Source organism: Parabacteroides sp. PM6-13 (assembly GCF_029892605.1).
Taxonomy (GTDB): domain Bacteria; phylum Bacteroidota; class Bacteroidia; order Bacteroidales; family Tannerellaceae; genus QVMG01.
In genome coordinates this window covers 1-17,276 of the sequence record NZ_JARXWF010000027.1, presented here as the reverse complement: position 1 = coordinate 17,276, position 17,276 = coordinate 1, and the positions used below count along the sequence as shown (strand labels likewise).

The 17,276-nt window shown below is 40.8% G+C and carries 13 protein-coding genes; 2 read left to right on the top strand and 11 right to left on the bottom strand.

All coding sequences use genetic code 11. The features are described from left to right. Positions 1 to 627: 627 nt before the first annotated feature. Positions 628 to 2,352 carry a helix-turn-helix domain-containing protein gene (locus M2134_RS15565; protein WP_280752481.1) on the top strand — a complete coding sequence of 575 codons (1,725 nt, stop codon included), beginning with the start codon at positions 628 to 630 and terminating at the stop codon, positions 2,350 to 2,352. Positions 2,353 to 2,458: 106 nt separating this feature from the next. Next, positions 2,459 to 2,770: a hypothetical protein gene (locus M2134_RS15560; RefSeq protein ID WP_280752482.1), complete on the top strand. Its 312-nt coding sequence runs from the start codon at positions 2,459 to 2,461 to the stop codon at positions 2,768 to 2,770. Between the two features lie 94 nt (positions 2,771 to 2,864). On the opposite strand, the gene M2134_RS15555 is transcribed toward M2134_RS15560, so the two are convergent. From M2134_RS15555 to M2134_RS15505, 11 genes are all read right to left on the bottom strand, one after another. Further along, entirely contained in the window at positions 2,865 to 3,206 is a 342-nt protein-coding gene (locus M2134_RS15555; protein WP_280752483.1) for a carboxypeptidase-like regulatory domain-containing protein, read from the bottom strand. A 41-nt stretch (positions 3,207 to 3,247) separates the two neighbouring features. After that, on the bottom strand, positions 3,248 to 4,183 hold the full coding sequence (locus tag M2134_RS15550) for a WYL domain-containing protein (RefSeq protein ID WP_280752484.1): 936 nt from the start codon (positions 4,181 to 4,183) through the stop codon (positions 3,248 to 3,250). A 27-nt stretch (positions 4,184 to 4,210) separates the two neighbouring features. Further along, positions 4,211 to 4,663, bottom strand: coding sequence for a hypothetical protein (locus M2134_RS15545; protein ID WP_280752485.1), 453 nt, complete (start codon positions 4,661 to 4,663; stop codon positions 4,211 to 4,213). A gap of 3 nt (positions 4,664 to 4,666) precedes the next feature. Further along, positions 4,667 to 5,839 carry an RtcB family protein gene (locus M2134_RS15540; RefSeq protein ID WP_280752486.1) on the bottom strand — a complete coding sequence of 391 codons (1,173 nt, stop codon included), beginning with the start codon at positions 5,837 to 5,839 and terminating at the stop codon, positions 4,667 to 4,669. A 503-nt stretch (positions 5,840 to 6,342) separates the two neighbouring features. Then, a complete protein-coding gene (locus M2134_RS15535) occupies positions 6,343 to 8,058 on the bottom strand; it encodes an ATP-binding protein (protein ID WP_280752487.1) in 1,716 nt (571 codons plus the stop codon). 154 nt (positions 8,059 to 8,212) lie between these two features. After that, positions 8,213 to 9,511: a DNA/RNA non-specific endonuclease gene (locus M2134_RS15530; RefSeq protein ID WP_280752488.1), complete on the bottom strand. Its 1,299-nt coding sequence runs from the start codon at positions 9,509 to 9,511 to the stop codon at positions 8,213 to 8,215. Beyond that, on the bottom strand, positions 9,508 to 10,458 hold the full coding sequence (locus M2134_RS15525; protein ID WP_280752489.1) for a vWA domain-containing protein: 951 nt from the start codon (positions 10,456 to 10,458) through the stop codon (positions 9,508 to 9,510). The genes M2134_RS15530 and M2134_RS15525 overlap by 4 nt, the downstream gene beginning before the upstream one ends. Before the next feature lie 70 nt (positions 10,459 to 10,528). Continuing rightward, entirely contained in the window at positions 10,529 to 13,639 is a 3,111-nt protein-coding gene (locus M2134_RS15520) for a hypothetical protein (protein ID WP_280752490.1), read from the bottom strand. A gap of 454 nt (positions 13,640 to 14,093) precedes the next feature. Continuing rightward, entirely contained in the window at positions 14,094 to 15,230 is a 1,137-nt protein-coding gene (locus M2134_RS15515) for a PD-(D/E)XK nuclease family protein (protein ID WP_280752491.1), read from the bottom strand. A gap of 178 nt (positions 15,231 to 15,408) precedes the next feature. Continuing rightward, positions 15,409 to 16,386 (bottom strand): SPFH domain-containing protein, encoded by a 978-nt coding sequence (locus M2134_RS15510; protein WP_280752492.1) that lies wholly within the window; start codon positions 16,384 to 16,386, stop codon positions 15,409 to 15,411. A gap of 3 nt (positions 16,387 to 16,389) precedes the next feature. Then, positions 16,390 to 16,836 carry an NfeD family protein gene (locus M2134_RS15505; protein WP_280752493.1) on the bottom strand — a complete coding sequence of 149 codons (447 nt, stop codon included), beginning with the start codon at positions 16,834 to 16,836 and terminating at the stop codon, positions 16,390 to 16,392. Between the last annotated feature and the right edge of the window lie 440 nt (positions 16,837 to 17,276).

Sequence of the window (17,276 nt, the reverse complement as noted above, 5' to 3'; positions counted from 1 at the left end):
GATCAAACTCTTCGTTGTCAAAATTGTTTGTTCTAAATTTCCTCGGCTCATTATATAAATGATTATTGACGGTAGCTAATTCTTTCTTTGTATACCATATTATATACGGTACACGCGTTTCTTGTACTACTTTGTTGATTATGTAAATGTTTCAAAGAACTCTTTTCGCCTTACGATAAGCACACAGCTTATCTCCATTGCGGGTGCAAAGGTAAGGTTCTTTTCTTTAACTCCAAACTTTAGGATAAGTTTTTTTCAAAGAAATTTAATCATTTCGTAACAAAACAGGGTTATCTATCTAAGAGACAGCGAAATTCACCCTACTATTTTTTTTACACTTATTTATTTCTCTAAAACAGCCATTCGGAAGCCCCGGTTTATCTCCACATTATTGTATATAGGGAGTTTTTTTTTAACACGCAGGGGCATTTGTTGGCTGAGCAAGGTCGACCAATTGGCTGAGCAAGGTCTGCCAGTTGGTCGAGCATGCTCAGCCAATTGGTCGACCTTGCTCAGCCAGCAAATAATCCCACGTGCACTTTTCTTGCTTAAAAGTAATTTTTCGATCAAACAGACACCAAACAAGTGGATTTTACTTAATTTTGTTCTTAAATAACACTTCATTTAATGAAAAGACAATATACATGTGCCTCAAAAATAGGTAAAGCAATCGTAGTTTTGCTTCTTACCTTATTCGCTTCTAATCTCTCTGCGGAACAAACACCGATAGAAAAGCGGGACTCCCTTCGCCAACTGATTCCTTCGTTGAAGGGAGAAGAGAAACTGAAAGCCTGGCAAGATATGAGTAATATTTACTTCGCTAACACATCAACCCCCGAACAATTAGATACCCTATTAGCCCTCTATGATGAATTCGAAGCTGAAACCATACGACAGAAAAACATCGACCAACAAGCGTTAGTAAAAGGGAATCGGGTCATGGCGTTTGGCAATATGCGCATGTATGACGAGGTGACAAAAAGAGCCCCTGCCTGCCTCGACTTCATCCGTACGCACAAAATTTGGAGATACTATTTCCCGATATGTCAAATTTATATCAAAGCCCAAATAGCCTCCAAGCAGTTTGAGGAAGCGCTTGAGACAGCCCGGGATTTGCAAAAACTGGCGGAAGAGTCAGACCAACAGGAAGGAGTGGGAACAGCCCTACAGTCCATAGCGAATATTTATGTAGCTATGAGAAGACAAGAGGAGGCTGTTGATTATTATAAACAAGCGATAGAAATCATCGACAAAATAGAGCCAGTCTCCTCCAATCTACCGCTACTATACTACGATCTATGTAAATGCCTCTTAATAATGCATCAATATGAAGAGCTGGAAGAGGTCATAAGAGGATTCGAAAAGGCTAATCAGCGGTGGGAAGAACGCACCGGCATGAAAGAGTATCCCAGTAAAATTAACCTCCTACAAACCTACACACAATTTTACCTTGCCACCGGAGAGTATGATAAAGCGGAAGCCTACTGCAACACCATGGATAGCATAGGCAGCGTAAGGGTTAGTAAAATGACAATCGCCTCTTATCGCATGCGGATTCACGAAGCGCGCAAAGAGTATGACAAAGCCCTTTTACTGCTCGACAAGGAGCTGGAGCTATCCAGCAAAGAACGAAACATAAGCTTTAGCGCCCTATTGATACGTAAAGCCCGCATCTTATCGCATATGGGCGAGGCGGAAGAGTCTTTCCGCCTGGCGGAAGAATCATACCTATTGCGCGATTCGCTCCGCAGCCTGGATCTGAACAAACAGCTCGACGAGGTGCGCACCCAACACGAGGTAGAGCGTCTTACCCTTGAGAAAAAGCGCAACCGTAACTATTTCCTATTCGCTTCAGGCGGCTGCGTATTGCTGGCGATTGCCTTGATTATATGGATCATCTACTCCCGTCGGCTGAGAGCCAAAAACCACGCATTATACGAACAGATACAAACACGCAAGCGAAACGACCAACAACTCGAACAGCAGGCACTCAGTCAACCGGCCGAAACGCTCTCTCGTGAGCAGCAGCTATATCGCAAGTTGAGCCACGCGATGAAAGAGAATATGTATTTCAAAGATCCGGATCTCGATCGCCGCACACTGGCCGAACATCTTGCCACCAACGAACGCTATCTGGCCGATGCGATCCGCCAGGCCACCGGTGAGACTTTTACCCAGTATATCAACCAGCAGCGCCTGACCTTTTCACTCGATCTGTTGGCTGATCCGCAAAACAATGCTATCCAGGATATCGCCATCGAGGCCGGTTTTGCCTCCTATCACACCTTCCTGCGCTTATTCACGAAGACGTATGGCATGAAACCGTCGGAATACAGACAAATAGCGAAATAAAGGTCGTTTTTTCCTGTTTTGCAAGTTTATTTTCTCGATTTGCAAGTTCAGTTTTCGCATTACATCGTAGTTTTGCCCTTGTCAAAGGACAGAAGTTGATATCCGCATGGAAGTAGATTGTGCATATTACAATGAGGCTTCTCCCTGTTGGGTTTTTATCTACAGGGAAGACGAAAAAGCTTATCGGTTGCAAATCGGTTTCAGTCGCGGACTACCACAGATGTTGGCGCAAAGTATTGGCAAAACATTGCTGTATTATCGTCAGTTTCCTTCCACGGATGACGGACTAGCACATAAGCTGCTACTCGAAAACCTATCGAGCGATTCTCTGCATCAAAGGATACTACGCACGAATGCGCAACTGAACAATCTGCTTCAAGAGTTTCGTTTACCCGACGTAAATGATCTCAGACAATAAATAGAGCAACTAACCTCACTTATATATAGCTTTCAACGGTATGCTGTTTGGTCGAACCCCTCCGACCAAATAGCTATCCGTCGTTTGAGGCTTTTTATTTAATAGAGAACTGCTCTTCAAAGAAAAGATAATTCTCGGCATGCAATTGTGCGTTCATAGTTTGTGAAGTAACAAACAAGACCTTTTCTTCATATCCTTTTCCTCTAAAAACAAGTTTATAACCACTATGTGCTTTAATCGTATACCGCCCCTCTTCATTCGTAACGGCAAACAGGGTATCCCCTGGCTGAACCCATACCACACAACTTTTTATAGGCTGTCCCGACATCGCATCGGTCACCTGCCCTTCGATATGCAGCGGTTCATTCTTCTGATTACAACCCATAAAAACTAAAACAAACACAAGACACAAAAACGCGATATAGCCGGACTTCATACGTTGACGATTTACTTTTTTATAAAGATGCGAACAAGAGGCTACATTCCATACACTTCAAGCATTTTCTTCATATCGGCTATCATCTCTTCTCGCAGCCATAAGGGGGATAAGACCTCTATGTCATTTTTATGCGAGAGGAGTTCCTGCTGCAAATCATAAGTCGGACGTAAGAGGTATTCAAAAACAGCATATTCACCCGTCGTTTCCACCTCCTTCTGCGTGTGATGCAAAGGCAAAGCGCGCAGGTATTTCGATTTATTACCGTATGCTTTGATTCGTATCTGCTCGATATCATACTCCTCATCCACTATAATGCCAAAGCTGCCGTCGAAATATTCCTGCGGATCGAAATCGGAAGGATATTGAAACGACTGATCTGTTTGCCTTAATTGCTGAATTCGATCTAAAGCGTAAATACGCAGCCCCTGCTTCTCCGGATTACGGGCAATCACGTACCAGCGTTGTTTGAACACTTTCACACAAAGAGGTTCGATGTCAAACAGACTCGGCGTATCCCTCCAATAGGACTGATAGGAGATCTCGACCAGCAGGTTGTCACGCATCGCCTCAATCAGCGGCGTGAGATACTCCCGTCCCGACGGGATATGTTCAAACAGAATCCGATTCTTTAATTTATGACTTTCATTGATCAGATTATTCACCGCGAAGGTATTTAATAGCCAACTGCGCACCCCCCCTCGTTTCATATCGTCCGCGTTTTCGATATAATAGGTGTAGCCATCGCGCTTATCACATTCGATATTGATATCAAACATCTGCTCTATCGCCTTGCGATGGTTGTGAAAGGTGCGAAGCGGCAGGTCTTCCCCATCGAGATTCAACTGTGATCGCAACCAATACGCATTGATCTCTTCAAAGCTTATTTTTCCTTTCCGATAGATCATATCCACCAACCAGACGTAACGGTTGAAGAGGTTGGAGGTGGTGTCTTTTGAACTTTTCTTCTTTCCCATATTTTATAGATTAAATTTATTACAGAGTTACAACATAATCATATTATTGATGTTATGCATATTACAAACACTAAGTGAGTCTTCCGTTATTACAAGGTAATACTTATCCAATTCATCCAAATAGGTCATGTTTTGTTCTGTCCCTTTGCTTTTCCCGTCCCAAAACATCAAAGCGGAATCACAATCGTCACCCATGGCTTTGTCTTTTAGTTTATAGAGCAGCCTCCCGGTCAGGTTTTCCGGATTCGGGATTTGTCTGGTTGGCCACCCGCCCACATTATTCCGTATGTTTTCACCGGAATAATACACCACAACATCCTGATATTCATTCTTACACAGATATTCTTGAACAGCCTTATCCAATCCGAAAGCGTCGCCTATCAGAATAGTGCGATTGCCTTCTATTATTTCTTCAAGAAAAGGAATATCGTTTTCTCTTAAACGCTTTATACTGATAGAACCGGAGATAAACACTTTCATACCCTACCCTTTTATTACCGCCAACGGGCTTAGTTCCACTTTGATCCGAACCAGATCCGCTTGAAACGCCATCACTTCGGCTATGTCTTTATAAGCCGAAGAGGCCTCTTCCAAATCTCTCTTTCCACGGATAGAATGGATGATACCCTGGTCATCCAGTTTTTTCTTTTCTTCCGCCAGATTCAGTTCCCGAACAGCTTTCGTCCGGCTCATCGCGCGCCCGGCACCATGAGAGCAGGACATAAAGCTTTCCGGGTTGCCCAAACCTTCTACAATATACGACTTCGTGCCTTGCGAGCCGGGGATGATTCCGGTTTCTCCCAGGCGGGCGGAAGTAGCACCTTTGCGATGGACAACAACCTGTTCTCCGAAGTGCTCTTCAAAGGCAGCGTAGTTGTGGGCTATATTAATCATAGGGGTGTAGTCTATTTCGCGCAGAACAGATGAAACAGCTTCTTGCACATAACGCATCATCAGCTGCCGATTCGCCAAAGCGAAATCAATGCAGTATTGCATCTCTTTGATATACTGATGCCCGGCTTTGGAGTGGACAGGCAAGAACGCCAAATCCCATGCCGGATCGATCCGGGAATACCAATTAGCATTCTCCTTTTTGGCAATATGATTATAATGCTCCGCCACCTTATACCCCAGATTTCGGCTGCCGGAGTGAATCATAATCCACAGAAAACCGTCCGTATCGCGTTGAAGTTCGATAAAATGGTTCCCGCCACCGAGGGTGCCCAACTGTTTCAATGCCGATTGGTATTGCGCCTTAACCATGGGGAGTTCGTCCAATGGATGGCCTTGGGGCATCAAGGATTCATCCTCCGGAGTCTCCCGGTGATCAAATCCCAGCGGGATACGTTCCCGGATGCCTTTCATAATACTCTTGATTGTTTCAGGCGAAAGCATATCTGCCAACATATTGGTCTTTACCGCGCACATCCCACAGCCTATATCTACACCCACAGCATTGGGTATAACCACTCCTTTGGTTGCCAACACCCCACCGATAGGCATTCCATAGCCTTGATGTGTATCAGGCATCAAACAAATATGCCTGAAGGCAAAAGGCAGATTCGCCAGGTTTCGGGCTTGTACGATAGAGCCCTCCTCGGCCTTATCGAGCCAAAGCTTGATAGGGATTTGCTCTGTATTAATTACTTGTTGCATGGGTATCTTTTTTATTGATTAGTCTTTTTGTCAAAGATACAGAACCTGTGCGCCAAATAACAGCATAGGCTGTATTTTATTTGCTTCATCCGGTAAATGCGTATTTGAATTCAGGTAGTGTAATGATGAAGGTGGGGATATATATATTCATGGCTGAAGGTCACAGCGGGCCTGCAAGGCCAAGTCCCAGCGGGACGAAGACTTAGCCCACGGGTAAGCAGACTGAAGGACTGCGCAACCCTGGGATTCCATGGATATATAAAAATGAGTTCTGTAAGAACGAAAGAAGAAATCCACTATTCACAGGCGCTACCGTACCATAATATCTATCGTTCTTTCAGAACTCGATTTCTTGTATTGTCATGATACCCAGGGTTGCGCAGTCCTTCAGCCTGCTTACCCGTGGGCTAAGTCTTCGTCCCGCTGGGACTCGGCCCTTCAGGCCCGCTGTGATCTTCAGTCATATAGAGTCAAACACTTTCTTTTTAATAACATGCGGCTTCTTAGTTAGTAAACCCAATTCTTCTTCGTTCTCTGTTTTTATACAAAAACTCACTTTGGCAGTAGCCATGTACGGTTTCCAAGGAGGGTGTCGTTTCATGCAGGATAGCGTCTACGGTATATTTGCGTACAATATTCTCTATCTGGCCACCGCTGAAATCATAGCGACCGGCCAGTTCCGACCGCTCCTGAGCGGATAAGGCAGGCAACATGGTATGCCAGATCTTTTCTTTGGCTTCGGTGCAAGGTTTATCAAACTCGATCTTATACAAGAAGCGTCTCTCAAAAGCCCTGTCCAGGTTCTGCGTCAGATTGGTTGTTGCGATCATAATACCCTCCAGGTTCTCCATTTCCTGTAAGAGGATATTCTGAATAGCATTTTCCGTATTGTCAATACTTCCTTTGCCCTCCTCTTTTCGTTTCCCGATAACCGCATCCGCCTCGTTGAATAACAGAATGGGAGCCACCTCGCAGGTTTTCAGATATTTTTTATACTTATCGAAGATACCTTTTATGCGCTTTTCACTCTCTCCATACCACATGCTTTTTGTTTCCGAGATATCCACCATCATAATATCCCGCCCGGTAGCATGTGCGATCTGGTAGACTGTCTCCGTCTTCCCAGTGCCCGGTGCCCCGTAAAACAAGCAGGCAAAGCCTTTTCGCAAGCCGCCTTTTTCCAGTTTCTCCTGGACAGACAGAAAATTCTCTTGCTGTAGCAGGGATGCGAGTTGAGCTATCTGTGATTGCTCACGGTCGTTATAAAACAACTGTTTAGTCGCAATGTCTTTATGTAAGATCAGGTCTTTCTTGTATACCGTTTGCTGTACTTTGATATCCAATTCCACAAACAGTTTTTCTTTGGCTGCGGCGGATATCCTGAAGCTATCCCGATCGCCGAACCCATTGTCATTATTATACTCCAGAATATTATTCAGGAGCAAATCGTTAAACCCATCCTGTAAAGAGGACTTCAGATAGGTAAACTCCCATTTGTTGTCGTACAAACAATCGTTGAAATCATGGAACCCCACACAGTCATCCTCTAAGTTCACAAATCGGTGGCAGAATAACACCAACAACAAGAAATCCATTCCTCCGCCTATAACCTTCTCATACGTTTTCATCTGCCGACAAAAAGCAAGGGAGGCATTATCTTCAAAAAGAGATTTCAGCTCTCCCAATAATGCGACACCGGTAATCTCATGATTCTCTCTTTCATTGAACAAGCGGTAGATATGGTTAAACAACCCTTTAATATCAAGCCCCTTCGTACTTTCAGGCGCATAAGCCTGATTCTTTTTTATCGCCTGGATCACCTCCACCGGAACCCGATAGCGCTGGCGACTGTCTTCCCGGCAACAACGGATGATGCGTAATCGTTCAAGCTCATCGATATCACTCATCAGGCTGATGGTCTTTATATTCCGGCAGCCAATAAACTTAGACAAATCACTGATCACAATATTGTTATCATCGCTTTTCTCGATAAAGACAGCAAATAGAATGACCTGATCCGGTGTCAGGTTCATCTTCTTAGCAACAAACGCAATACTCCGCTTCGCCTTTTGATAAAACTCATCACTCAAACCCGATTTCTCCACCAGTTCAATAATACACTCTATGTGCTGCAACAGTGTTTTCGGACTCTTCCGCTTCGCCTTTTCGACATTCTCTACCGGCTGTTTTCCTTCTTGATTTACATTTAACTGTCTCATATCTCTTGTTTTTAGGCAAAGATAGGAGGTGCGTATGCCAAATAACGGCGTAGCAGTGGAGGGATTCTAAAAAAACTGCCCGGAAGGGCAGTTTCTCTATGATATTTCGAAAGCCGTAAAGTGACGTAAAGATGAAATCAAGAAAAGGGCTAAATTATGGGTTAATAAAAAACTTTGTCTTATTTTTACCGTTAATGATCGCTGTGGCCTTTATCATATAAGGTCTTCTTGATTTACCCATATAGTATAGTTTTCTTTTAGAAATCACATTATCCCCGTTCTTTATGTGTTTCTCCTCAAATTCTTCAAACTTCCTCCATTTTCCATTAGCCTGAAAGGAGTGTTCCATAGGCACCTGATTAATGATTTCGTTAGCACCATTAGTACAAGCACTAATCAAGTGCCCTCCATCATCTCCTTTTTTTCCGTAAGTGCGGACTGTTTCTTGAACAACTCCATTTCTTTCATTGCGGATTGGATTATTCCCATAGAGTTTTGTTCTGTCTGCTTCAACTGCTGTGGTTCTCTTCATGTTGTCGGTAGTGTATTTTGCGTATTTATCGACAATATAAATGGAGGAAGGCAATGGGTTGTTGAGAAATTCATTCATCTGTCCATCTTCTATTGTGCTTCCAGCTTTACAATGATACCCATTCTCGTCAACAGTTATTCTACTTTTTGATCCTGGATAATTTAAATCATACTTATTTCTACCTAGTTTTTTTACTTCAAATTTATTTCTCATAAAATATTCTGGCGATGATGCGACTAAAGAATTCTGAAGAATACTTAATGTTTGAGTAGAAGAACTAAAAAGCACAACAAAGAACTTAAATAGCACATATAGTAACCAAATTACAAAGAATAGGCAAAGAAGTGCCACTACCAACCACAACAGCCACAAAGTAACTGGCCAGCCTATTTTTTGCTCACACTGCCAATCGGCTATTACATTATACTCTTGTTGAAGCGGAATAGCGTTGGATATATCTAACTCTTCACCGTGAATGACTAAAAACCCATTTGCCGTTTGCTCGTTGAATCTTGGGTGCACTTTGCACTGAACATCAATCGTCTTAGTCAACGAATCGGCATTTATAACATACCGATTATTCACAAAGGGGCTTCCATTACAGAAGAACTCCAATCCTTCAAACGGCTGATATAAGGAATCGACAAACGATATTGTCGCTTGGGATTTTGAGCGCAATGCTTCTTCATTAAAATCCACAACAAAACTCTTTTCAAGCATCAACGTGTCTGGAGCCAGCCATTTAAAAGGCGGGTATTGTAAACTTTTAACGAGAAATGACGGTTCACTTTTTAGTAACCCCACGAAAGGCTGTTCATATTCGCTTTTTCCAAAATCAAATAAAGGTAGATTTTCCTGTTCTTCCTTGTTGCAAGAAACACAAGCAAGTAAAATTAATAATATAATAAGTGCATTCTTCATTTTTCTCTAATATTCATTGTACGTACACCTTTGTTCAAAATACGAAAATTGATTACCTCTGGAGTGAAGAAGCAAAGTGGATATTTCATCTTATCATATCCGATGTACAACTTTAAATTATATTCAAGAGGTATTTGCATTCGAGGCAGCAGTTCCGCCAAGTCAAAAGATGCAAATTGCAGTGTTCGGTCAATAGAAAAGTTGTTAAGTTTGTAGTATGGATTATCTTCCAACGAAATAACAAACTCTAATCCGTCATCAAAAATCTTATCGTTATTTGAAGAAAATCCAACTTTCACATTACTATCCTGATTCACATTAGCAGTAAGGTTAATGCTTGAATTCACGAACGTGACATTCACATCCATTGATTCGATAAGCCACATCTGATTCGTTTCATCCACAATTCGTGCTATTTCCATTTCCTTAGCATTAGGTGTTAGCATAACATAAAAAGCGAACAGATATTTCCCCTCGGATATTCCAGCCCACGATTCAAGTTGTTCATACAGTACTTCTTTCTCAACACCACAATTATGCAGACCATCAGTCAAAAGGAACATATAATTAATTTTTGTAGAGTCTATCTCTTGAACGCCTTGTTTCCATGCGTCTGCGATGTTGGTGTCTCCTCTTTTGATTTCAATCTTTCCAATTTCGTTAATCAGAGAATCACGTGCTTGGATAAAACCTCTTATCGGTTCATGCGGTTTATTCGTAAAAGGTATGACTACAATTTCCGTATGAGGCGATTGAATGCCATTTATAGTATTTACCAGTTCCTTCTTTACGTTTTCAAAGATATCAGGTGTTTTTACTTCTCCTTTTCCTACCATAGAAGCAGTAACATCGAGCAAATAAATTCTTTTTTCGTTTTGATAAGATTGTCCATATACCCATTCACTCGTCAAGAGGAGTAAAAATGCCAAATATTTTAATTTAAACATAAGAAAAACATCATTTATGGTTCTATACACACAACATATAACTCTCATATTTGTTCGGCTATCAACGTAATTATCTCACAATCACCTTTTCCCTCTCTACCGCATAGATTCCCGGAGAAAGGAAGATGATGTTTGTTCCCTCGTTCACAGTGGTTTGACAAACCAAGCGACCGGAGATGTGATAGATATTAACCATTCTTTGTTTTTCCGCGATAATGAATATCTGCCCCTCTCCACCTCGTATAGTTAAATCAGAAGATTTCCTTTCGGGATGAAGAATAGAGGTCACATTCCTTTCTTCTATATAAGAAGAACGAACTGCAACCACTTCACCGGCGGCATTTTTGATTTGTACAATCACCAGAAGAGGATCATTACCAAGAGAAGAAGCGTTGATCTCAGTTGTCTTAACAGAAGAGGAAGTCCTATTAACATTTCCATTTATCTCTACTCCTGTATTTTCATTAATCACCCGATAATTGAAACCATAATTACTTTGTGATTCAGAAGATATTTTCAAATAAATCATACCATCTTCTTTCATTTCTGAGAAGAGCACATAATCAGTAGTAGAATTGTCCGGTTCGAAAATGAGAGTTTCGACAAAGTTGTAAGTGCGTGCATTTAGAGCCTTATCTTCCAAGGAGATGGCAGATAAGCCCCAGATTCCGGGCGCGGAACCTTGAGGTAATATGCATTTTATTGTTTGCTTGCGCCATACGGTCGGATCTTCTTTTGGAAATAGGCCATAAAAGTCATCATGATAATGCCACTGGAAATGGTCAATTCCCTGTGGATCCCTCAATGTATAAGACACTCTACCTAGACCGGCTTTGTCATCTCGTGTATAAAAATGCACCGTAACTAAGGTTTCTCCATCCGGTTTACTCTTGTTAGTAGGTTCCGCATAAACCGTTATCCGGTTCAAATCCAACTCAGGTGCTTGTTTATCCGGGTTAGGGGTTTGAATATATATTTTTTTGATCGGTTCGTCTAAAGGAGAATCAGAAAAGCGAATATCTATTGCGTTTTTGGCATAGTCAATGGCACCCAAAGATTCCACATAATAATCAGCGCTTACAAAATATTCCGTAATGGTGTAATTTATCGTAGCAATTTGTGTTTTCGTATCATAATAGCCCCACTTATCCCCCCAAGAATAAGTACCATCACCTCTATATAAGCGAGCTATAACACATTGTCCTTCTAGCATACCCACATTATCTGTTACTTTAAAACGGACAGCCAAGTTTTGAGCCACGTGTCCTTCTATGATTGTATCTGTTACCGTATAGTTCAAACTTCCTTTTTCATATTTAGGAGGTTCAACATCTTCCAACGGATTGCTAACATACATATTCCACACATAATCATTACGCCCTTCAAAACGCTGATTACCTTGCATATCTGTAACAAGAATATCTCCGGCCATCCAAAATCCACTCTTGCTATATTTACTAACAATAATCACTCCTCGCAAAAGGTGTTGATTGTCATCAACTGGCTCAAAGTGCATATCGTAATATTGACTACGTTCCTCTCCATTTGTATCTATAAATAGTGAACTGATACGAGTTCTTGCATTGGAAGCCCCATCCTCAAACCCTTCCATATGATTTAATTCTATTTCTACCGTTACCAACTTATCCTCTTCGGGGGCTCCTTCTACTTTTACATCCAACCGCTTGATCTTTCCGGGATAATCATAGTCGGGATAGAGATTCAGTACTTCAAAAGTCAGATAGTCGGGAATTTTAGAGATATAGCGTGTCCCGTGCATAATACGATCACGTATAAACTCATATTTAGGTAGGGAGCGAGATTGCAAGAGTTCGGGATTTTTCAAGTAGTGCGCGACTGATTCCGCCATATCTTCGTCCGGATTCTTTGCATGTGCATAGGCAGATACAAATTCCGTGTTTTTAGTCGTAGACCATCCTGAAGAAACATTAGGATCTTTATACCATCCCCCTAATTCTATCCAATCATTCTTAATTTCATCTGAAAAAGAAAAAGCCCATAGGAAATGTGTCTTTTCGTGCAGAATCAATCGTTGTGTTTCGAATTGGTTATTATCCCCACCAAAAGCATTTTCCATAAATTCAATATATCCATTATCGACCGGCCAGGCAACCGCAGCTGCCTCCGGGTAAATAGGGTGTTTATGACCATTCATGCGGCGAATAAGATAATTCAAATGAGGAGTTTTGTGAAATCCCTCCGGTAATTCTTCAAACATATTAATAATAGCCACTAACTCCGACGAATGAAACTCCTGGAAACGCCCGGCATCTTCATTGGTAATGCCTTTTGTCAATTCTTCATAATCAGGCACATCAGTGGTACAACCAAAGCGTTCTCTTAAAATAGTATTTATCCGTTCCCTATTGTCACCATTATCCGTTACATAACGTACTAAAGCATGGTGTAGCCGTTTTGAGTAGAAACGTCCACGTACTCCATCCAAATTCACAAGAAACGGATTGGCATAATAAAATACATCTTTTGATATGGTCACTTCTTTAGCGCCTCCTTTTTCTTCTATAACAATGTCATTATAAAGCGATTCTTCCGTCAAAATAAATTTAGCCGGCACATTATCTCTATAATCATACGAATATGGTATGGTCTTTAGCGTTTCCATCAAACGATAAGCATATTCCTGCGTCCATACGGCCTTATCATCTGCCAGAATAATCTTGTGATTATCATACAATATGCCCACAGAGGGAACATTCGACGGTACTATTTTTTTACCCAGAAAATCAATTGTAGGCGGATTGTTGACATAAGACGTCGTCGTATAGCCCGATGTACTGACATCTTCACTCCAGGAATGTGTCCAAGTATCGGGATCTGTCTTCATTTTAGTGATGGCTATCTTAATTCCTACTTTAGGTTCAAAACTTCCGTCTTCTTTCACAACGACGGTTTGGGCATTAGGCAAATTATAGCCATTCGCTTCAATCTTAATAAAATATGTACCTGCCGGAACATTAGTAAAGGAATAACTCCCATCGACAGTAATAGTTTTTGTATCCAAATAGCTATCGGATCCGAAAGAAACGACCGATTGATCACCAGACTGTAAACCGGTAAGATTAAAATTAACGGTGGCAGCAAAAAGAGTCTGCGTCACAAAACACAAACAAGCCCATAATAAGACCTTTTTTTTTCTCATATTTCTTTTGTTTAATAAGTTATTACATCCTTAATTCTCAAGCGTCTTTTTTTAAACAAAGAAAGGACGCAGTTCCTATCTTCCTTATTCAATCGGTAGGCTCTGGTAAGCCCGAAATCAAAATAAGAGAAAACAGTCCGCGCCCTTATGGGTACAGACGTGCTTAGACTTATTCCTGATTTCTTTAAATTTACCAGATTTACCGATCAGAACAATGGTCTATACGTCAGTATATTCTTTTTACTTTTCTTATTCCGCAAAGATAAATATATCTTCAAAAGAAAAAAGTAATGCATCAAAGAATTTGCAGACTGTTTTGAAAAACAAAAGAAAGGGATTGGTATGCCAAAGGGCGACACACCTTAAAGAAAATATGAGAGAAGAGGGATTGGTTTGTTGCCGATGTAGGTTGTGGGTGTCGGAGAGGTGGAGGAGGTGCATGGAAGCAATTTGATTATAATTCCAAATCTTTGGTGGCTTCTACCAGTTCTAAAATTTGCTCTTGACATCTTTTTGCAAATGAACGAAGAGAGCCTTCTTCCCACTTAATTTTTTCGAGTTTTCTAGAAAGAGGCCAACAACCATCATTCCATTTAAAATGATAACCAAATATGGATCTTAGTTTTTCTAAAGTCTCATTGGATAATAGATTTTCTTTCCCATCGCCACAACTGTATTGAATTCCATAGTAATAACCTTTTCCTTCAGGGCTATAACTGATATGACACTTCTTCCACTCTGGCACAAAAACACGAAAATTTATTCCACCATCAGCTTCAGAGGCTCCTCTTTTTTCCAACTTAAAACCTTCTCTATTCACAAATTCTTCCATTTCAGGGAAAAAATATTTTTCTGCCATAGCATCAAATATTGCTTCATAATTTTGACGAATTGTTTTAGCTGCATCTAAATTATTCATCAGAATTTCCACTATTTCACTTTGGTTTTTCGCATCCATATCTTGATTTGTTAGTTGTTTTAGATGATTAATATATTGGATAATAGTTTCACGTACTATCGGGAAGCGAACAGCAATTTCTACGCACTTTTCAAGCCAATCAATAATCTCTGCTTTATACGAGATGCTGTAATAACTTACCCCACAATGACTATCCTTAGAGGCTTCATCTCCTTCCAGAGTAAGATAATAGACATAATAATTACCTTCTGAGTATTTTCGTTTTGCAAAAGTATCATAACGTTTTAGTTGTTCCCATTCATCCCCAGCATTAATCTTATTTTCAAGTATTATGGATTTACCACCACTTTCAATCAAAATATCTATTCTACCCTTTTCTTCATCTAAAACATAATTATTTGTAGGGTATTCAGTAAAAACATGCGCATCGGTACAATCAAAATCATCAATCTCTAATAGTTTCACAAAACATTCCAGAAACTTCGCTCCTAACCCATGAGAACCTTTGGGGTTCAGAAATTCAGCGATTATCGCAGAATGAGTATTTTCGTAGTGATTCACACCGCAAATGCGAAAAATATTAAACCGTCCACCTGTGGCATCCAATATCTCAGCATTTTTTCTATTGATTATATCTACTTGATTTAGTAAGTTTCTTATCTTATTTTCCATCTTCTATTGTACTATTGGAATTCAACTCTATTTTTTAATAATCTGCTATGCCACACAAATCACGAACAGCAGAAATCAGATCGTAACAAATAAGACAGCATATCTTACCTATGATAGCTGTATTCTTCACAATCACAATCCCTAAGCTGTAAATACTTGAAATGTTATATTCCCCAGATTACCCCTTAAACATATCCTTTATCCCCCCAATAGAGCCCAATACACCGGTTGCTTCATACGGTAGGTAGATCACTTTGTTGTCTTTGCCGCTAACCATATCTTTCATTGTATCAATGTAGCGAATGGCCACAAGGTAGTTGATAGGATCACCTTTTGTGTCAGATATGGCACTTGTGATTTTCTTTATCGCTTCGGCTTCGGCCTCGGCCACTTTTAATTTAGCTTCTGCTTCGGCCTCGGCTCGTAAGATTTGCGATTGTCGCTCACCTTCTGCTTTGTTAATCGCTGCAATTTTTTCTCCTTCCGCTTCTAAAGAAAGACGTGCTTTTGTGCCTTCTGCTTCTAAAATTTTCGCACGCTTGTCTCGCTCCGCTCTCATCTGTTTTTCCATGGCATCACGTATATCATGCGGAGGATTTATATCCTGAAGCTCTACGCGGTTTACTTTCACGCCCCATTTATGCGTCGCATCATCCAATACGGCTCTAAGCTTCGAATTGATCGTGTCACGAGAAGTAAGCGTCTGATCAAGATCCATTTCGCCAATCACATTACGAAGCGTCGTTTGTGTCAGTTTTTCTATGGCGTCAGGCAGGTTGGCTATTTCGTAAACAGCTTTCACCGGATCCGTTATCTGAAAATAGAGAATCGCATTGATCTCAGTAACCACATTGTCTTTTGTAATCACATTTTGTCTGGGAAAATCGTAAACGGTTTCTCGTAAGTCAATCTTTGTGACGTTTACTTTTCTAACAACCGTATTACCGTTAACTCCTTCTCTTAGGTATCTCCACATGATGTCACGCGGTTTATCAATAATTGGCCAGATAATATTGATGCCGGACGAGAGCGTGCGACTGTACTTTCCTAACCGTTCAATGACCATCGTTTCAGACTGTTGAATAATCTTGAAACCCATTGCTGCAAAAACAATGATAAATAGAGCAATTAATGCTAAAATAACTGTAATACCCATGGTTTAATCTTTTATATGTTCTACTATTAATATCGTCGAATCGACTTTTAACACTCTTACTTTTTCTCCTTTGCCTATGACTTCTTCGTTCACGGAGACCGCTTTCCAATCATCCCCTCCGAGAATGACTCTTCCTGTATTTTGAGCCACGTCAATCACCTCGTGCACACGCCCTATTTTCCCTGCCAGGGCATCAACATTTGTATTTACCGTATTCGCCTTTTTATGTGCATATTTAAGCATAAAGGGTCTGGCAGCGAAAAAAGCGAGAAGAGTACCTATTGAAAAGGCAATGAGTTGAATTTTGAAATCACAACCAAAAGCCGTAACAATTCCAGCAAAGGCACATCCTATGGCCAAGCTTGCCATAATGAAACCGGTAGAAAATATTTCTATCACGAGTAAGACCAATGCAATGATTATCCAAATATGCCACACTTCAAATTCCATAAGCTTTATTTATTTACTGTCCAACAAATCCCCCTTTCTCTTCATCGCTTTATCAACATCTAACCCATATTCTTTGTTCGTTTTCATCGATTCATAAGTGTTTTTTTCAACATTTTTCAACAAGAGAAAGATGCGATATCTCATTTTGTAAAGATATTCATATACTTGAGAAAAAAAAGAAATGTTTACAGAATTATGAGGACTGTTTTGGAAAACAAAGAAACGAGGAGGGTGCGCCAATATATGACTTCTGATATGGGAGAATTTGAAGGAGAAGGGAGAAGGGAGAAAGGGAGTGTCTTCAAATTTGGTAAAGTTTGAAGATTCTTGTATCATAAAAATAGCATCAAAATTTCTCCTCCTTAGCAAAGGAGGAGTACCCCGAGGTACGAGGAAGGCCACTGAAAAACCCTCCTCCCTCCCTTCCGCTTATTAATGGA

Bases quoted from the DNA above. Each gene is read 5' to 3' on its own strand.
- M2134_RS15510 (WP_280752492.1), bottom strand. From the start codon at position 16,386: ATGGGTATTACAGTTATTTTAGCATTAATTGCTCTATTTATCATTGTT.
- M2134_RS15530 (WP_280752488.1), bottom strand. From the start codon at position 9,511: ATGAAGAATGCACTTATTATATTATTAATTTTACTTGCTTGTGTTTCT.
- M2134_RS15550 (WP_280752484.1), bottom strand. From the start codon at position 4,183: ATGGGAAAGAAGAAAAGTTCAAAAGACACCACCTCCAACCTCTTCAAC.
- M2134_RS15535 (WP_280752487.1), bottom strand. From the start codon at position 8,058: ATGAGACAGTTAAATGTAAATCAAGAAGGAAAACAGCCGGTAGAGAAT.
- M2134_RS15545 (WP_280752485.1), bottom strand. From the start codon at position 4,663: ATGAAAGTGTTTATCTCCGGTTCTATCAGTATAAAGCGTTTAAGAGAA.
- M2134_RS15555 (WP_280752483.1), bottom strand. From the start codon at position 3,206: ATGAAGTCCGGCTATATCGCGTTTTTGTGTCTTGTGTTTGTTTTAGTT.
- M2134_RS15505 (WP_280752493.1), bottom strand. From the start codon at position 16,836: ATGGAATTTGAAGTGTGGCATATTTGGATAATCATTGCATTGGTCTTA.
- M2134_RS15525 (WP_280752489.1), bottom strand. From the start codon at position 10,458: ATGTTTAAATTAAAATATTTGGCATTTTTACTCCTCTTGACGAGTGAA.
- M2134_RS15540 (WP_280752486.1), bottom strand. From the start codon at position 5,839: ATGCAACAAGTAATTAATACAGAGCAAATCCCTATCAAGCTTTGGCTC.
- M2134_RS15560 (WP_280752482.1), top strand. From the start codon at position 2,459: ATGGAAGTAGATTGTGCATATTACAATGAGGCTTCTCCCTGTTGGGTT.
- M2134_RS15515 (WP_280752491.1), bottom strand. From the start codon at position 15,230: ATGGAAAATAAGATAAGAAACTTACTAAATCAAGTAGATATAATCAAT.
- M2134_RS15565 (WP_280752481.1), top strand. From the start codon at position 628: ATGAAAAGACAATATACATGTGCCTCAAAAATAGGTAAAGCAATCGTA.
- M2134_RS15520 (WP_280752490.1), bottom strand. From the start codon at position 13,639: ATGAGAAAAAAAAAGGTCTTATTATGGGCTTGTTTGTGTTTTGTGACG.